Origin of the sequence: Acanthopleuribacter pedis, assembly GCF_017377855.1 — a bacterium.
GTDB lineage: Bacteria > Acidobacteriota > Holophagae > Acanthopleuribacterales > Acanthopleuribacteraceae > Acanthopleuribacter > Acanthopleuribacter pedis.
Window position 1 is genome coordinate 59,886 of the sequence record NZ_JAFREP010000040.1, and the last position, 17,093, is coordinate 76,978.

Annotated in this window: 10 protein-coding genes; 3 read left to right on the forward strand and 7 right to left on the reverse strand. The window is 57.5% G+C overall.

Going from position 1 to position 17,093, the window contains the following annotated elements; all coding sequences use genetic code 11:
• Window positions 1-159: 159 nt before the first annotated feature.
• Entirely contained in the window at window positions 160-5,271 is a 5,112-nt protein-coding gene (locus tag J3U88_RS29580; RefSeq protein ID WP_207862633.1) for a two-component regulator propeller domain-containing protein, read from the reverse strand.
• Between the two features lie 59 nt (window positions 5,272-5,330).
• A complete protein-coding gene (locus J3U88_RS29585; protein ID WP_207862634.1) occupies window positions 5,331-6,038 on the reverse strand; it encodes a phosphoribosylanthranilate isomerase in 708 nt (235 codons plus the stop codon).
• A gap of 785 nt (window positions 6,039-6,823) precedes the next feature.
• Between J3U88_RS29585 and J3U88_RS29590 the strand changes: the two genes are divergently transcribed.
• Entirely contained in the window at window positions 6,824-8,203 is a 1,380-nt protein-coding gene (locus tag J3U88_RS29590; protein ID WP_207862635.1) for a CPBP family intramembrane glutamic endopeptidase, read from the forward strand.
• Between the two features lie 6 nt (window positions 8,204-8,209).
• Here J3U88_RS29590 and J3U88_RS29595 read toward each other — a convergent pair whose 3' ends face one another.
• The 3 genes from J3U88_RS29595 to J3U88_RS29605 all read right to left on the reverse strand — a co-directional run bounded on the left by J3U88_RS29595 (window position 8,210) and on the right by J3U88_RS29605 (window position 11,878).
• Entirely contained in the window at window positions 8,210-9,553 is a 1,344-nt protein-coding gene (locus J3U88_RS29595) for an OmpP1/FadL family transporter (RefSeq protein ID WP_207862636.1), read from the reverse strand.
• A gap of 789 nt (window positions 9,554-10,342) precedes the next feature.
• Entirely contained in the window at window positions 10,343-10,843 is a 501-nt protein-coding gene (locus tag J3U88_RS29600; protein ID WP_279382645.1) for a peptidylprolyl isomerase, read from the reverse strand.
• 180 nt (window positions 10,844-11,023) lie between these two features.
• Window positions 11,024-11,878 (reverse strand): NAD-dependent epimerase/dehydratase family protein, encoded by an 855-nt coding sequence (locus J3U88_RS29605; RefSeq protein ID WP_207862638.1) that lies wholly within the window; start codon window positions 11,876-11,878, stop codon window positions 11,024-11,026.
• A 225-nt stretch (window positions 11,879-12,103) separates the two neighbouring features.
• Here J3U88_RS29605 and J3U88_RS29610 point away from each other — a divergent pair, with 225 nt between their 5' ends.
• A complete protein-coding gene (locus J3U88_RS29610; protein WP_207862639.1) occupies window positions 12,104-13,435 on the forward strand; it encodes a cryptochrome/photolyase family protein in 1,332 nt (443 codons plus the stop codon).
• A gap of 13 nt (window positions 13,436-13,448) precedes the next feature.
• Window positions 13,449-13,631: a rubredoxin gene (locus J3U88_RS29615; protein ID WP_207862640.1), complete on the forward strand. Its 183-nt coding sequence runs from the start codon at window positions 13,449-13,451 to the stop codon at window positions 13,629-13,631.
• 22 nt (window positions 13,632-13,653) lie between these two features.
• Here the strand turns inward: J3U88_RS29615 and J3U88_RS29620 are convergent, their stop codons facing one another.
• Window positions 13,654-14,004: a hypothetical protein gene (locus tag J3U88_RS29620; protein WP_207862641.1), complete on the reverse strand. Its 351-nt coding sequence runs from the start codon at window positions 14,002-14,004 to the stop codon at window positions 13,654-13,656.
• 456 nt (window positions 14,005-14,460) lie between these two features.
• Complete coding sequence (locus J3U88_RS29625; protein ID WP_207862642.1) at window positions 14,461-16,659, reverse strand: NAD(P)-binding domain-containing protein; 2,199 nt, start codon at window positions 16,657-16,659, stop codon at window positions 14,461-14,463.
• Window positions 16,660-17,093: the final 434 nt, after the last annotated feature.

A 17,093-nucleotide genomic window follows, 5' to 3' on the forward strand; every position in this document is an offset into this window, starting at 1 on the left:
GTGATCGGTAACGCGGATGATATAAAAATTAGATGGGACAACGCCTCAACGCGGAATCGGCTTATTTTATAACGTCGTCCGAGGGAATGGATATGATTTTCCGCACGGTGTAGTGTCCCTCTTGGTTTACCAAACAAACGCGGAAACATGTTTACCCGTCTACAGATCAAGTTGGTCCCTGGCGAGGGAACTGTCAAGCACTATTTCGCCGCGTGCCACGCAGCCAGGTAAGTCATCACGCACCCGTTTGAACAAATCGCCGTCGTGCGGACCTTCCCCCGCGCGCATGCCCAACCAGCCGTTGCGGCCGGAACGTTTCACCACGTACAGCGCTTGGTCGGCAAGGTCGATCACCTGCTCCCACTTCAAACTACCCGGTGCCTCGGGTAGGAAGGGAACACAAGCGAAGCCAATGGAACAGGTGCGATGAATGGTCTGACCGTCGCCTAAATCAAAGTGATGGGCGGCCACCGCGGAACGAATGCGCTCGGCCACGTCGGTGGCGAACCGTCGATGGGTAAAGCGGCTTACCACCAAAAATTCCTCGCCGCCCCAGCGCACAATCACATCCGAACCGCGACACACGTCCTTGAGCACCTCGGCAAATTGCCACAGCACCTTATCGCCGGCGGCGTGGCCGTGGTTGTCGTTCACCGCTTTAAAATGATCCAAATCAAGCAGCAGGAAAATCAAATCCTTGTCGTCGCCACCGACCGGCTCGGGGCCGTCGGCGTAATCGCGCAACACCTTGTGGACGTCGCGGTAAATGTATTTCACCAAGAACCGGCGGTTGCGCAGCCCGGTCAGGGGATCGGTCAGGCTCACGTCTTCCAGCTTGGCGTAGGCCTCTTCCAACTCGTTGTTTTTCTGTTCCAACTCTTCCGACTTGGCGACAATGGCTTCGTTTTTGTTGCGTAACTCGGCCAGCACCCGCGCCTTGGAAATGGCGGCAAGGGCGTGTTCACGGAAACGATTCAAGCGTTTGGCCGCGGCACGGTCAAAGGCGTTCTCCTGCTGCGCATTCACCAAAATGAGCACGCCCTCGAGTTTGTGACTCGCCGGCACGGTCATCACCAGCATGGAACGCGGCGGGATGAATTCGCGCAAGATCTGAACCACCTTGAGCCGGTCGCAATCGGTCACGGGGAAAATACCGTCACTAACCGCGTCCAAGGGCCGTAAATCGTGATCCACCAAAGCGTCACGGGACAGCGAATGCCGTTGCAACGGCGCCAGGGGGTACCCCGTCGCCGCCGCAAATTGGTACAGGTTCAATCCCGGTTCCCACATCAAAAATACCGCGTGCTCCGCCTCGGCGAGGAGTTGCAGCGATTGGTTGAGCAGGGTTTCCAAGACCTGCCCCATTTCCATCTCGCGGTTCACGGCTTGGACAATGTCGTCCAAGGATTCCAGTTCCGTATTGCGGAACGCCAGCTCGCGGGTACGCTCCTTGACCATTTGCTCCAAGTTGCGGTGGATGTCCAGGAGACGGGTGTGGGTATTAATGCGGCTGACCAACTCATCTTTGGACACGGGTTTGGTGATGTAGTCGTTGCCACCGGATTCAAACCCGGCCACGACGTCCGAAATTTGGTGTTTGGCGGCCAGAAAAATAACGGGCAAGTCTTGAACCGCATAGCGTTTGCGAATACGGCGACAGACCTCGTACCCCGAGATGCGCGGCATCACCACGTCCAGCAGCACCAAATCAAAGCGGCGCCCCTGTTCAATGGCGCGCAACACCTCACGACCGGTCGCCATTTCCGTCACGCGGTAACCCATCACGGCCAGGTGGTTCGCCATGACCTGACGGTTCAGCGTTTCATCCTCGACAATCAGAATGTGGAATCGCTGATTGGCCTCCGCGCCCTGGGCGACCGGGGCATCACGCAACGGGTGATCGGGTACCGGCATGACCGCCCCGGCCGCGGTGTCGCCGTCCCCTTCGTTTTCAGGGAAAAACCCGGTGCCAGCCTCGCCCACGGGCAGGGTAAACACCACGCGGGTGCCCTCCCCTTCCGACGATTTCACGGTCACCGCACCGCCGTGTATTTCAATCAATTGTTTGGTGATCGATAATCCCAAGCTCCCACCGTAACGCACGCGCCGCCCCGGCAGCGTTGAATGTTCGATGGTGTCGAAAATGGTTTCAATTCGAGCCTGACTCATGCCCAGCCCGGTATCCTCCACATAAATTTCAATCTTGCCCGCCATTTTGCGCGCACCGACGCGGACCTCGCCGCTTTCGGTAAACTTGAGGCCGTTGCCGACCAAGTTAATCAGAATTTGTTGCAATCGGTTTTCGTCGGCGCGCACGGGCGGCAGGTTGGGGCTGACCTCGTTCACCAGTTTCACATTTTTCCCCCCGACCAAGGGATGCATCAAGGTCATCACCACATCGGTCGCCGCGCGCAGGTCAAGGCTCCGTGGGTTGAGCTCCAGGCTGTTGTTTTTGATGCGGGCGAAATCCATGATATCGCTGACCAAACTCACCAGGCGCCGCCCACTGGAACGCACCATTTTTAGATCGGCACGGGCTTTGTCACTGAGCGGACCGGCCACGCCGTCGAGCAATGACTCGACAATGCCGATCATGCCGTTGAGCGGGGTGCGCAATTCGTGAGAGGTCCCGGCCAGGAATTCGTCCTTAAGGTGATCCAACTGCACCAGACTTTGGTTGACTTCTTGCGCCCTCTCCAACTTCTGCTTTTGCAAATGCCACAATCCGGTTAACAGCAACAAAGCCAGCCCCGAATACCCAGCAAAGGCCAGGGGTGAGCGCCACCAAGGCGTCAGCACCACCAGACGAAAGGCGGCCCCGTTTTCGTTCCAAATGCCGTCGTCGTTACAGGCTTTGACCCGAAAGGTATAAGCGCCCGGTCTTAGGTTGGTGTAGGTCGCCTCGGTACGGGCGCCGACCTCCACCCAATCATCGTCAAAAGGATCCAGGCGATAGGCATAACGGTTTTTGTTGGGGGCGGCGTAATCCAAGGCAATGTATTTAAACAACACCACGTTTTCACCCGGGCGAACCTCGGCAACGCTGTCCGGCTCCAAGTAAGGGGTACTCGGTTGCTGATCGAAATCGCTGCGAAAATAGGTGATGTGGACGGGGGGTTCGTGACGGTTGTTGTGCACCTTCTCGGGCAGGAAGCGGTTCAGGCCGCGGTTTCCGCCAAAATAGAGCCATCCGTCGGCGGAAACAGCGGTCGCCCGCGGCAGAAAGCCAAAACCCTGTAAGCCATCCTTGGGCGCGTAGTTACGAAACGTTTTTTCGACCGGATCAAAACGACACAAACCACGGTCGGTACTAATCCAGAGATACCCCTGATCGTCGCCCTCAATCCCGAAAATCGTATCGTTGGGCAAACCGTGTTTAATTTGATACGTCTCGAATCGGGCCCGGATTGGATCGGCCTGAATGTCGCGCAACACGGTCAAGCCACCGTCATAGGTGCCGATCCACAGTTGTTGCGCCTCATCCAAATAAAGCGACACCACACGGTTACTGGGGAACCCACCTTGATTCACATCCCCTTTGTAGTAACCGGTAAAACGGCCGGTGGCGGGATCAAACCGTTTCAAACCGTCCTCGTAGGTCCCGACCCACACCACCCCGGCAGGTTCCACGGCGAGGGCGTTGAGGCGTTGTTGCTCCTGGCTGGGCACCAAATCCAAGGGATACCAACGATCGAACCGAGTACGGTCGGGACCCAACCGATTTAAACCCCGGTCGGTGGAAATCCAGATATTGCCGTCGCCATCCTCGGCCAAAGCAAGAACGGTGTTGTTGCTGAGAGAGTGGGGATCGTCGGGCCGGTGTTGAAAACGCGTGAAACGACCGGTTTCCGCATCAAAGCGGTTGAGACCGCCCTCCCAGGTTCCGGCCCAAAGGTCGCCGTCCCGGGTACGCAACAAACACAAGACGCGGTTATGGCTGAGAGAATTGGGATCCGCGGGATCATGGACAAAAATTTCTTGGAAGGCGCGGTCGGTCTGATAACGAATCAGGCCCTTGGTGGTCCCCAACCAAAAGCGATCTTCGTCGTCGGGAATGACCGCGGTAATGCGGTTCAACGCCGGATCGACCGTGTTCATTACCGACACGCGGTAGAGTTCAAACTTCAGCGAACTCAAGTTAATGCGGTTAATCCCGCCGGCCCGCGTCCCAATCCACAAGTTCCCAGCGCGATCCTGGAAGATGGCGCGAATGTCGTCTTGGGTCAGGCTGCCGGGATCCAGGGGACGGTAGTGGAAACGGCGAACCTCATAGGCGGGTTTTTGCACCTTGGCGCCGTCGGCACGGGGCGCGGGCACACCACGTTGTAGGCGGAACAAACCACTGTTCATGGTACCAATCCAGACCACGTTCTGCTGGTCTTGATAGATGGTATTGATCACATCATTGTTCAGCAAATCGGAGGCGGCGGCCCCCCAAAGTTGCGGCTGGACCAAGCGATTGGTTTCGTGATTGAGCAACATCAGCCCGGATTCGGTTCCAATCCACAGGGTATTTTGATGGTCGTGAATCAGGGCACGCACCTGTTGGTGAGGCAGCCTTAGCGGACCGATCTGTTCCGGGCCGGGGCAATGAACGGTGCCGCCCGGTTCGATGAAACACAAACCCCGCTGAGTACCGACCCAAATACGGCCGGCACGATCTTCACTCAGGGTCCAAATGCGGGTACCCGGCAATCCTAAACGTCCCTGATCAATGCGGGTAAACGATTGATTGGACGCATCGTAGAGGTTGAGACCTGCCCTGCTGGTGCCGATCCAAAGGCGGCCGCGGCGGTCCATTAACAAAGCCTGTACCTCATTGTGGCTCAAGCTGGTGGGATCAAGTGGATCGTGAGCGAAGTGCTGGAAGGTAAATGTATCGGGATCAAAGAGTTCGAGGCCGCCTCCCCAGGTACCCAGCCACAATTTTCCATCGGGGCGCATCACCATGCTGCTAATCCCCTTGGCGCTGAGAGAGTAGGGATCGACACTGTCGTGTACAAAACTTTGGAAGGTCAGGCCGTCGTAGCGGTTAAGCCCGTTTTGGGTCGCAAACCACATAAAGCCGTGTCGATCTTGCACGACCTCGTACACGGTGGCGTGGGACAAACCGTCTTCAATGGTTAAGGATTTGACGGGATAAATCTGGGCGAACGTCGTGGTCGGCCACCACAGCAGCAACAGCGCCCAAAAGAAGCAGCGGCCGCACGTTGGAAAACCGTCCGCCGGGCCGCCCTTACGGCGTCGAAAATCGCCTAATTGATCCTTCATCCCCATTGATTCCAGCAAGTAAGGACTCTCTCCATCAGGGTCTCATTGATCCATCCCCGTTAGGGGGCGTCACGCAAAGCTTGGTAAGCACGCCGCGCGGCACCCAAAAACCGGGTCACTTTATCCATAGCTTTCCGCCCATCAGCCGCTTCGACCCCGGTATGGACGTCGACTCCGGCCGGGCGCACCTGCCGAATTGCCTCGGCAACATTGGCCGGATGAAGGCCGCCCGCCAAAATCACCGGTTTCGGCGAAGCCGTTACCAGCGTACGGCTGACCCCCCAATCGTGGGTTTTCCCGGTGGCGCCGCTTGCGCCACTGGCCGCATCATAGGTATCGGTTATAAACGCATCGACCCAAAGGGCACATTCCTGAACTTGTTGAAGCAATTCCGACACATTGTCACGCCGAATCACCAAACTTTTGATGATGAAGAGGTTGGGGCGCGCCTCGCGCAGGCGCTGTAACTGGATGGGCTGGATGGGGCCGTGCAGTTGGACGGCGTCCGCGCCCAGTTCATCCAGGAAGGCGAGGATCGCTTCCGCTTGGTCCAGATAGGTAATCACCACCCCGTGAACCCCGGCGGGTAAACCGGCAATCATTCGGGCGGCTTCCGCCTCGCTGCAATCGGGTTGATGCACCGCCAAACGCAGCGGGAAACCAAGATAAGTAACGCCGGCGGCCACCAAGGCGGCGGCTTCAGACGCGTCAATCACCCCGGCAATTTGAATCATCGGCGGCCCCTCGGGCCAAAATGGACCGTGCATGCTTCCCACTCCCCTGATCGATGTTTCACTCATAAAATCAAAACCGGCCGTGGATGGCAAGGAACGAAGTGCCGGCCAATCCGGTATTCACATCGAGGATAGGCGATTGGGTGGGGTCTCCCTTTTTGGCTGGGTTTCGCCGCGGATGTGGCCGTTGCTTTGCATTTTTTCTCAGGATTGCCCGATGGGTTGAGGATGGGCGATTTTGCTTTTCTCCCCTTTTTTGAAGGGGTTACGCTGTTGATGAACCCGTTGCTTCGTTCGTCTGGGTCGGGATGGCGCTTGGGTCGGGTCTCCCTTTTTGGCTGGGTTTCGCCGCGAATGTGCCCGCTGTTTTACCGGCCTGGAATGGGGTTAGACCCATACCTGCCCTTAGTCAATCGACCCCGCTCAGCCGGTATTCCGAGAGGAACAAACCAACCCGTTCCCCTTTCCAAAGCGCGCCCGACCATGGCCGTGGAAAACCGCCTCATCGCAACCCCTTCATCAACGGCGCGATCCCGCAACGACGAGCAGGTCCTCTACGCCGCCGATCCTCATTCCATCCTTGTATCCTGAGAAATAAACGAATTCCAACAACCCGCCTCGACAAGCAGGTTCTCGACATGCTGCCGATCCTCATTCCATCTTTTAACCCTGAGAAATCATCGAATTCCAACACCGGGACCACCCATACAGATCCCCCTTCCATCCACCCGAAACCAACAACCATCAACGCTTCCTCGTTTACAGGGCGGGATTGACAAGATAGGCTACGGACGAACCTATCCCTGATCGGAGAAACCATGGCCGAACACAAACCCAGCATTGAACACCCTTATTACCGCGCATTTTTGTTCGGTCACTTTATGTTCCTCGTGGCGGTGTTTTTGGTGTTGTCCGCCTTTTTGCCGATTGAGCCACCCGATCAACCGCCGGCACCGGAAACCTTCAAACCCGGCATAAGCTTTGACCTCACCGCCCGGTACGTGCTCGGCGTCGGTTCCTTCCTCAACACACCCGCATACCAAGTACCGCCGTCCCAACGCGCGGCCTTTACGGCCGATTTTGCCGAAAGCCTGGAAACAACAGCGCTCACCGCGGGCGAACAAATGGCTGTTGCGGTCGTCTTGGCCGAGTTGGAAGACGCGGACCGCGCCACGGCCTACCTGGAAAACCTAACGCGCGAAGACTGGAGCGACCAAGCCCAAGAACATTATGCGACCCTTTACCAAATCTACAGCACCCCCACCTGGCTGGGCGATGCGGAGGCGGGCGCGGCGCTGGCTTCAGCATTCGGGCTCTACGGCACCCTGGCCCAAACCTTTCCCCGCGAAGGGTTGCCGCCCGAGCTCGAGGCCGCGCGGGAAACCGTGCGCAACAAAACCCGCCGAACAGCCACCGCATTGATGGTTTGGATGGGGGTTGGGTTGGTTTTGTTTTTCGCGGCCTTCCCGGTCGCGGCGGTCATGGGCCGGCGTTTCATCAAGGGCGCCTCACGCTGGGGCCAAGCAAGCCTCAACCAAAAACTGCCCGTCCATCGCACCGCCTTTTTGGAGGCGATGTCGGCCTTTATGTGGTTTTTTATCTTTTTTGCGGTGATGAGCGCCTTTTTGCCCATGATGTTCCAGTGGCTGGCCTTCGCCTTACCCGTCGGGTGGTTGGTGCTGCGCGGTACCGACTTGGACCACATTGTGTTCGGCGTCGGCTTACACCGGGGTCGCGGCATTCCACGCGAAATGCTGTCGGGCTTCATCGGTTACTTGGCCGGCATACCGATCCTGCTGCTCGGTTTCCTGCTCACCCTCACCCTCATGAACCAAACGGGCAGTCAGGCCGACCACCCGGTTGTAGAACTGTTCGCACAAGGCGGCACCTTCCAGAAACTCAACCTGTTGGTGATGGCCTGTGTCGCGGCACCCATCTTTGAAGAAATCATTTTCCGAGGCATTTTTTACCATTACCTACGCGGCACCGCGGCCGCGGCGGGCGCGGCCCTCATCACCGGTTTCTTCTTCGCGATCCTCCATCCCCAGGGCTGGGCGGCGGTGCCGATGCTGACCGCCATCGGGTTTGTGTTCGCCATGATCCGCGAATGGCGCGGCAGCTTGGTGGCGTCCATGACGGCCCACGCGCTCAACAACCTGATTCCCATCAGCTTGTTGCTCATTTTTTACGGCGGTTAGCGCGCCTTAAAAGCGGTACAGCACGGAGGAAACCAAAGCGTCGAAATCATCGGAGGTCACGTAGGCGGTATCCACTTGGAGCTTGTTATTAAACACGTAACCGAGACCGAAGGTGTAACCCAGTAACGATTTGTCGTTGCCGCCGATGTTGTAGATGAAACGCTGAATATCGTAGAAAATACGCAACTCATCGGGGTTGTTGGCATCGGGATCGGGCTCGCCGACGAAGCGGGTATTGTGGTCGGACTCGCGGAACGCCCCCCCCCGAAACGCAAAAATATGCCGACCCCGCGGCCAAAGGTACTCGGCACCCAGATGAAAGCTGGGATCGTTGCCGTTTTTAAAATCGCCGGGTTCAAATTGACGCAGTTCCCGCTCGACATCAGGCGTCGACAGCACCGTCATATTGTCGCTAAGCTGTTGGTATTGAACCCAGTTAATCTCACCCACCAAGGTCCAGAAATCGTTGGGTCGCCAGGCCGCGCCGAACTGAATGGAATCCGGGGCTTTGAAGGTGACCGGCGTGGGGACGCGGCCGTCGGGCTCATCGGTAACCTGGCCCGATTGGAAGTTCAAGACCCGTTCGATGTAGGAAAACTCGGGCAGACGTTTGGCGGAAAAGGCAAGCGAAAGCTGGTCGTTGACCGGCACCATCAACCCAACCACGAAGGTGAGCTTGGCCGTGTCGTGACGGCTGTTGGACTCGACCCGATCTTGGATCAGGATGTCGTTGGAAGACAACGAGGTACGGTAGATATACCGCAAATCCAACCGTGAGAGACCAACCGAAACACCCCACGAGAGGCGGCCGATACGATTGGACAAACTCAGCCCGTAGGTATCGAGCCGAATCTTTTCAACATCAAAGCCGTTGACGTAGTTGAAGGTGATGCCGTCGTCGAGATTAAACCATTCGGTGGAGGTTTCACTGCGGGAGCGCCGGTAATTCAACTGATTGGTATAGAACGCGTTGAGGTTCATGCGACCGCGCGACAGACTGAACGAAGCGAAGGTTAGCCCGCTCAAGCGGCTCATATCGGCCTCGGGCGCGGTCGAGATGGGCTCAAAGGAATTGTTTTGGGTCAGCGGCGGATATTCATGGTCGGTCTGCCGGAATTCAAACGAAAACTCGGGTGCACTGAGCACCGCCAACCCGGCCGGATTGTTGTAAGCGGCGGTGGCCTCGTCACTAAGCCCGACAAAAGCACGACCCATGGCGTTGGCCCGGGCGCCAGGCGTGGAAAAATCGAAGCGAAACTCGCGAAAAATGGTTTCGTCGGTTTGGGCAAAGAGGGTGGCGGGTACCGGCAGGAGCAACAACAGCAGCCACCATGGCCGAATCCGTGCCATGGAAGTTTCCCGCACGCGGGGGCAGGCGGTAGGCATTGACCGCTTCATCATAGCCCGATGGGTTCCAGAGGTTGGGTAACGAATTGAAACACTCTCCATTCACCTAAAAAAGTCGCTGGAAAAACGCCGAATGAACCGAAAAGGACCAAACAGGCCGCCGCAAGGAAGGAAATTCCCCACGGATTGCCGTCACGAATGCAGCCACCTTTGGCAGCCACCTAACGCATGTTGCCGGCGCCAAAGGCGCAAACACGCGCCCAACCTCCTCGAAACAAAAGGGAACGAACACGCGGGACGGGGCGCAAACGCTGGGCGCTCGCCCCGCCGGTGCAGGGTGCTTGGCGGAACGAAACGCAAGCAACCGCGGTACCCGACGGTTCCAAATAGGTCGACTTTGTTGATGAAAGCGGAACATGTCTCTTGCAGAACGACGATCCGGCGATAGATCGCGGGAACCGGCGTCGGAGCCGGCTGCTGTCTCGCTCGTGGTGAACATGTGTTGCCTGACCAGACACAAAGCCTACCTTTTTCACAAAGCTCGGTGAATTGATTCAATAAACCAACCAAATAAAGAGGGATGCATCGCATCGATAAAACAAAACGGGGCAAACGGCCCCAAAGCTAGAATCATAATTGATTCGCGCCCAAAGTGAGACAAAAAAATGACATAAATGGGTTCCCTTACCAAATACAGCTTATCGGGAAGCTGTCTCTCACTAAGAGCCGCGCGAACCCCGAGACCGGTCGAAGCGATGGGGTACGCACCCGTCGCCCCGACCGAAGTGGTGCTTAGCCAAGCACTTCGTTCCATTTTGCAACGTTGTCTTTTTGCTGCTCCAGCAACGCATCTGCATCGCCTTCGATGGTCACGGCAACCATTTGGTCGCCACCGGCAATCGCGTTAACCACATCTTGGTCCTCACCGGTTTTTACCGCGCCGAACACGGTGTGACGGCCGTCCAGCCAAGGCGTGGGCACGTGGGTGATGAAAAATTGACTGCCGTTGGTTGCCGGGCCGGCGTTGGCCATTGACAAAATACCGGGGCGATCATGAATTAAGGAATCGTCGAACTCGTCGGCAAAACGGTAACCGGGACCACCGGTGCCGGTGCCTTGCGGGCAACCGCCCTGAATCATAAAGTCGGCAATCACACGGTGGAATTTCAACCCATCGTAGTAACCCCGTTTGGCCAAGTTCACGAAGTTTGCGACCGTCATGGGCGCTTTATCGGCAAAGAGGTCCAAATGGATGGTGCCTTTGTTGGTTTCAATTTTGGCGGTGATGTTCATAACAAGCATTGCTCCTTTTATTTGCCACAGGGCACCCGCCGTTTCGTTTCAAACGTTTCGTGGCTCGGGTGGTGGCGTGGGTGGATGTTAGGTTTTACCACGAAACGGCGGCAAACCCGAATCTTTACCACCCAAGCGCGACCCGGGCGCACCAAACCCCCCCTATTTCATCGGAATCCCCTACTGGGCGCGGCGCCATTGATCCCAAAGCGCGCTGTAACCGGCCTGATAATCGGGATACGCTGGTTCGAAACCGGTCTGGAGCATCCGCGTGTTGCGGCAGCGCCGGTTGGCACGACCCGGTGAAGAACCCGCGCCCACGGGGGCGAGCGCGATGCCGTCCGCCGCCATGCGTGCTCGCAGCCAAGCCGCGATTTCGGCCATGGGCGCGGGCGACCCGTCACTGCAAATGTACAGGGGCTCCGCCGCTTCATGTCCGGCCAGAAACGCCATAAACCGGGCGGCGTCTTCGATATGAATGCGATTGCTGTACACCACCGGCGTCTCGGCATAAGCAGCCCCGTCCCGAATCGAGCGCAACAGCCAGAAACGGCCCGGTCCGTAAATACCGCTAAGACGCACAACACAATGGGCGTAACCTGATTCACGAACCAACTGCTCGGCTTCAAGCAAAATACGCCCGCTAAAGCGGGTTGGCTCCGTCGGGGACGTCTCGTCCACCTCGGCCCCGCCACCCTGGTGGTACACGCTGGTGCTCGACGAAAAAAGCACCTGCCGTAAATGGGGGCATTTTTGTCGGACCGCGGCCAGCACCCGGCTCAATCCGGTCAGGTACGCGGCACGGTAGGCGGCCTCGTCGCGCCCGCCCGCCGAAGCGGTGTAAAAAAGGACCTCAATGTCCTCGGGAACCAGGGATTCGAGCGGTGCCACCGTCATGTCGGCGGCAATCGGTAGGATCTCGACCGGGAGCCGTTCCACCGAACGCCGCATCCCATGCACCCGCGCGCCTCGGCCCGCCAAAATACGGCCGATCCGGCCGCCTAAATCACCACATCCCGCGATAAGAACCTTCAAAAAACCCTCCTCCGTCCATGATCAATACCACCCGTCCGCCAAATTCACCGCCACACACAAAAACAGGGGCAATCCGGCCAAGGCCTACCCAGACAAGCGGTAACCGTTCTGTAAACGCCATTGTAGCCTCGCCCGCGCATCCCATCACGACAAACCACGGCCGAACCAAACGCCGGCCCGCTAAGATACATACCCAATGGGCGAAACCAGCCCAACGAGGACGGCATGACACAACAAAAAGTGAACCTGGTTTGGCTGCGACGCGATTTACGCTGTCACGACAACCACGCGCTCTCGCTCGCGCTAAGCGAAGACCTACCGGTCCAACCCCTATTTATTTTTGATCCCACCATCCTCGAAAAGCTGACGTCCCGGCAGGATCGCCGCGTATCCTTTATCCACCAAACCCTGGGCGAGCTCAATCAGCAACTGGGACAACATGGGGCGGGCATTTGGGTACGCCACAATAAACCTCTGGCGGCGTTCCAAGAATTGATTGAAGGTGACCACCCGTTTCAGATCCACAAGGTTTTCACCAACCGCGATTACGAACCTTATGCGCGGCAACGCGACCAACAGATCCGCGATTACCTCGCCGCCAAGGGCGTGGGCTTCGTCGCCTGTCAGGATCAAGCGATTTTTGAGTGCGACCAAATCCGCACCAAAAGCGGTGACCGCCCTTACACGGTTTACACGCCCTATAAAAAAACATGGTTGCAACGCTTGGAAGGCCACGAATTTGCCCCCTATTCCGGCCTCGCCGAGGCTCCCGACCCACGTCTGTCAACCATGGCCGACCACTTTCCCCTTCCCGACCTGGACCCATTGGGCTTTGAGCCCGCCACCGCGGCATTTCCCGACACCGAGCCCGACCAAAGCCTGCTCGCCCAATACGACCAATTGCGCGACTTCCCGGCCCGCGACGCCGGCTCCAAACTCGGGATTCACCTGCGCTTCGGCACGGTCAGCGTGCGCGAGATTGCGGCCATGGCGCAAAAGGTCAACGACACCTTACTCAGCCAAATCATCTGGCGCGACTTCTTCTTCCAAATCCTTTTCCACTTCCCCCACGTCATCCGCGGCGCCTTTCGTCCCGAGTACGACAAAATCGCCTGGCGCGAGAGCGAGGAAGACTTCGCGCGCTGGTGCAACGGCCAAACCGGTTTTCCCATCGTGGACGCGGGTATGCGCGAACTCAAAGAAACCGGAACCATGCACAACCGGGTTCGCATGATCACGGCCTCTTTTTTGTGCAAACACCTGCTCATCAACTGGCGACGCGGCGAACGCTGGTTTGCCCAACATCTCCTTGACTACGATTTGGCGGCCAACAACGGCAATTGGCAATGGGCGGCGGGGACCGGCTGTGACGCGGCGCCCTACTTCCGTGTCTTCAATCCCTGGACCCAAACCAAAAAATTCGATCCCGATTTTCGTTACATCAAACAATGGGTCCCGGAGCACAACCAACCGGGCTACCCGCAACCCATGGTCGACCACGCGTTCGCCCGGGAACGCGCCCTCGCAACGTACAAACAAGGGTTAGGCAAAAATTAGCTAGGAGCAAATGATGGGCGGCGCTTTCAAAAAATACGTGTGTCTGGTGTGTGGCTTTCTTTATGACGAGGCCGTGGGAGACCCCGAGGCGGGCATCGCCGCGGGCACCCGCTTTGAAGATTTACCGGAAACCTGGTTTTGTGCCGACTGCGGCGCGGGGCGAGCCGACTTCGAGCGGGAAGGTCTGAGCGGTTAAACCGCGTCGGTCGGGGCCGCGGTCATCCGCCTTTCGCGATTTCAACCCATTCCCCGGCCTCGGCCGGCAGGGCCGGCGTTTCCAAAAGCTGCTGTTCTATTTCGCGCGAACCCACCTCGCCGGAAACACGATGATCCGGGATCTGATAGACGTGATCCGAGGGTTTGTCGCTTTCGGTGTTCTCAAAAGGATCGCAAAATTGCCAATCGAGCTGTTCACCAGGACGGACAGTGTTGCCCAACATGTGCTTGTTCCCGATCAGAGACGCCGGTGCGGTAGGCGTCTCCAGCCAAAAAACCATCAAGCCGGACGCCGTCGCAAACAGGCTAACCGACAGAATTAAGCTTAAATTTCTTATATAATCGTAGTTCATATCCACACCTCGATAGCTGAGGGAGCATTGTGTCAATGCCTTCTTAAGGCGAAATTGATGCCAACCTTCGAACTGTGACTGGAGACACAATCTCAAAACCACCCGAGGATCGCCCCTGGGTTATCCGTAAAGGCGGTAATTAACCAAAGAAAGTGACAGACGCGTCCCATGCGTACAACGCGGAGCGGGACACAGCCGACCACTTACCCGTCTTACGCGCGTTTTGGCGGCAAATCCATCAAACCTTTCGGTAAATAGTTTCTTGTGCGGACTTTTTTCCCGAAATCGCGGGAGATCAGACTTTAACCTAAGAAGCGCGATAACTCGTGGTGATTTCAGCTAAACCTCTGGGCTACAACGGCCTGTGAAAATGCTCACCGCACCCTACGGGTGCGCGTCGTGCGCGACCCCGGCCCGCTTTTCCTAGACCATTTCGCTCCAGATCTTGAGCCAAAATCAATCACGCTTATCGCGCTTCTTAGGTTTGAAACCCGGCCCGAGGCGGTGGCCCGCCGGTCCCAATTTGGCCGCGTTGTCGTCGTCACCACGGGTACCGATCTCGAGCACTTCCATGGGGCAGACCTGAATACAGATGCCACACTGGATGCAGGCCGAGTTGCCGTTATGGAAGGTTTCGCGGCGCTGGGCGAAGCGCTGGACGTCAATCCCCATCTGGCAAAAACGGGTGCATTCGCCGCAGCCAATGCATTTATCGTTGGCGGTAATGGCGATTTTGGAAAACCAACGCGAGAGCAATTCCATGTAGGCGCGGAGCGGACAGAAAAAGCGGCACCAAACGCGGTTGCCCAGGTAGGGATAAAGCGCGACGCCGACCACGGCCGCCAACCAGAAGTCGACCATCAGGCCGTACCAATGCTGGGCGAAGGCCTTGGCGTTGGACAGGGCGCCCGCCGCAAAAAACTGCCAGGCGTCGTTGAGGATCAGGAGCGTGACCGGAACCGCCATAAACAAAATGATACGGCCGAACCATTCCGCCTTGTAGCTGGTCACCCCGCGTGGGGCCAGGTGGCGCCATTGGTCGCCGAGCGTTTCCGCCAAACCACCGCAACCGCACATGTAACTGCAAAACCGTTCCCCCTGGTAACGCACGTAAAGCGGAACCGCGATAAAAGAGACGGAACAGCCGGCCAGCAACCAGCCGACCGCGGCGCCCGTATCACCGCCCGCCCAACTGGGCGCGTCGATCACCGACCAAATCGAGAGTGGCCAGGGCACCGTCAATGCATAAACCTTCCAGGGTCGATCGATAATAAAGGGCGCGACCAATTCGGGGATGCCGAACAGAAAAAATAGCTGGAACACGATCAGTGAAATGTACCTTCGTTTTTGCATCAGGCTGGGGTACTTGAAATAAGCTTTGATGCCAAAGACCAGAATGAACAGCGAATAAACCACGGTCCCCCAAAACCCGGCGTCCACCTGCCGAAACCCCAAATCGACCTGAAGCATGCCCGGCACGAAACCGAGGATGTGGTCGGGACCAAAGGGAAACATTTCTTTTTTGGCCTTGAGCACGTAAAAGAGGTAGGTCAACAAAGCGAACGAGGTCACCCAAATCCAGCGCAGCAAATCCATCTCGCCGGCCATGCGCATGCCGATTTTGCGCAGGAACGGCAGCGGCAATTTGGTGCCGATAAACACCAGCACGGCGTCGTTCTCAAGGGTGAACTGATCGCCGCCACGTTCCAGGGTCACGTCTTTTTCGCCAATGGCGATGGGGACACTGCCGTACTCGGCTTTAAGCTTGCCGGCCGCGATCATGGCCTCAATTTTTTCGCGGTTGCCGATTTTGGCGCGCGAGAATTGATCCTTGCGATAGCTGACCGTGACCGCCGCGCCGGCCTCGGCACAGGCCATGGCCGCTTCCACCGCGGAGTCACCGCCACCGACCACCAACAGCTTGCGGCCGGCGAAATCGTCGGGATCGCGCAGGCTGTAATCCACCTTGTCCAAATCTTCGCCGGGAACATGGAGGCGACGCACCGAGCCGCGTCGCCCGATGGCTAGGATCACCTTACGGGCGCGGTAACGATTTTCGGCGCCGGCCTCCCGTGCGAAATCGCCGTCCGCCAATTCCTCGCCCAACCCCTCGTCACCGACCTTGGTATGAACCACGAACAGGTCGCCGTCTTTCTTGATGTCGACCACTTCTTCGGGTTGATGAATCACGAGTTCGCGATCATCCAGGGCGCGTTCCCAACGATCAACCAAGTCTTCTTTTTTGGCGTCTTCGAACCAAAAGTTCCCGGCATTGTGCATCTGACGCGGTTCGGAAAAGATCATCTTGGCCTTGGGGAAGTTTTGGATGGTCGCAAAAGGTTTCTCTTTTTCAAAAACCCGGTAACGGCGTCCGCCGTCCTGTAACGCGAGCGCGGCGCCAATCCCGGCGGGGCCGGCGCCAATCACGGCCACATCCAGCACATCGGCTTCGCCCACTTGCGGAAAATCGAGCTTTTGGGCCACCTCGTAACCTTGGTTCAGGGCAACTTTAATAATGGGCGCATCGGCCAAATCGCCCACCACGTACAAACCGGGAATGTTGGATTGGTGAAGTTGGTCGAGCTTGGGTAAATCACGTACCCCCAGCTTCGAAGAGAATTCAAAACTAATCTTCAAAATATCGGGACGACCCATAACCTCATCCTCCTGACCCGCGGTTTTCACAACAAAACCTGGTGAAAATACGGGCTATCAGCCCAAAGGCCCAGTCCGGTCTCGACGATCCAATTCAGTTGTAAAGGGTTAACCCAACCAAATTACCACACCGAAGCGGCCCAACCAAAGCCCCACGGACCAGACACACCGGGTCCGCGGCGGCGCCGGTACAAAAATCCTTCTTTTCCACGGGTTCTTAAAGGGAAAACGAATGCCAACCGCGACCTATTCCAAAAGAAGCAGATCATTGCCGGCAAACCCGTTCTTAAAAAGCGGTCAAAACGATTCCGTCACTTCGCGCCAGGCGATCCCAATCATGCGGGGGCGGAACGCGCGGCACCAAACAGGTTGCCCTTCAATCGCCCCTTCTATTTGCCCCGCACTCCTCGCAAAACAAGCGTGCCAAGCCGAAT

Excerpts from the sequence above, each read along its gene's own strand:
- J3U88_RS29580 (WP_207862633.1), bottom strand. The coding sequence starts at position 5,271 with ATGAAGGATCAATTAGGCGATTTTCGACGCCGTAAGGGCGGCCCGGCG.
- J3U88_RS29585 (WP_207862634.1), bottom strand. The coding sequence starts at position 6,038 with ATGCACGGTCCATTTTGGCCCGAGGGGCCGCCGATGATTCAAATTGCC.
- J3U88_RS29590 (WP_207862635.1), top strand. The coding sequence starts at position 6,824 with ATGGCCGAACACAAACCCAGCATTGAACACCCTTATTACCGCGCATTT.
- J3U88_RS29595 (WP_207862636.1), bottom strand. The coding sequence starts at position 9,553 with ATGGCACGGATTCGGCCATGGTGGCTGCTGTTGTTGCTCCTGCCGGTA.
- J3U88_RS29600 (WP_279382645.1), bottom strand. The coding sequence starts at position 10,843 with ATGAACATCACCGCCAAAATTGAAACCAACAAAGGCACCATCCATTTG.
- J3U88_RS29610 (WP_207862639.1), top strand. The coding sequence starts at position 12,104 with ATGACACAACAAAAAGTGAACCTGGTTTGGCTGCGACGCGATTTACGC.
- J3U88_RS29615 (WP_207862640.1), top strand. The coding sequence starts at position 13,449 with ATGGGCGGCGCTTTCAAAAAATACGTGTGTCTGGTGTGTGGCTTTCTT.
- J3U88_RS29620 (WP_207862641.1), bottom strand. The coding sequence starts at position 14,004 with ATGAACTACGATTATATAAGAAATTTAAGCTTAATTCTGTCGGTTAGC.
- J3U88_RS29625 (WP_207862642.1), bottom strand. The coding sequence starts at position 16,659 with ATGGGTCGTCCCGATATTTTGAAGATTAGTTTTGAATTCTCTTCGAAG.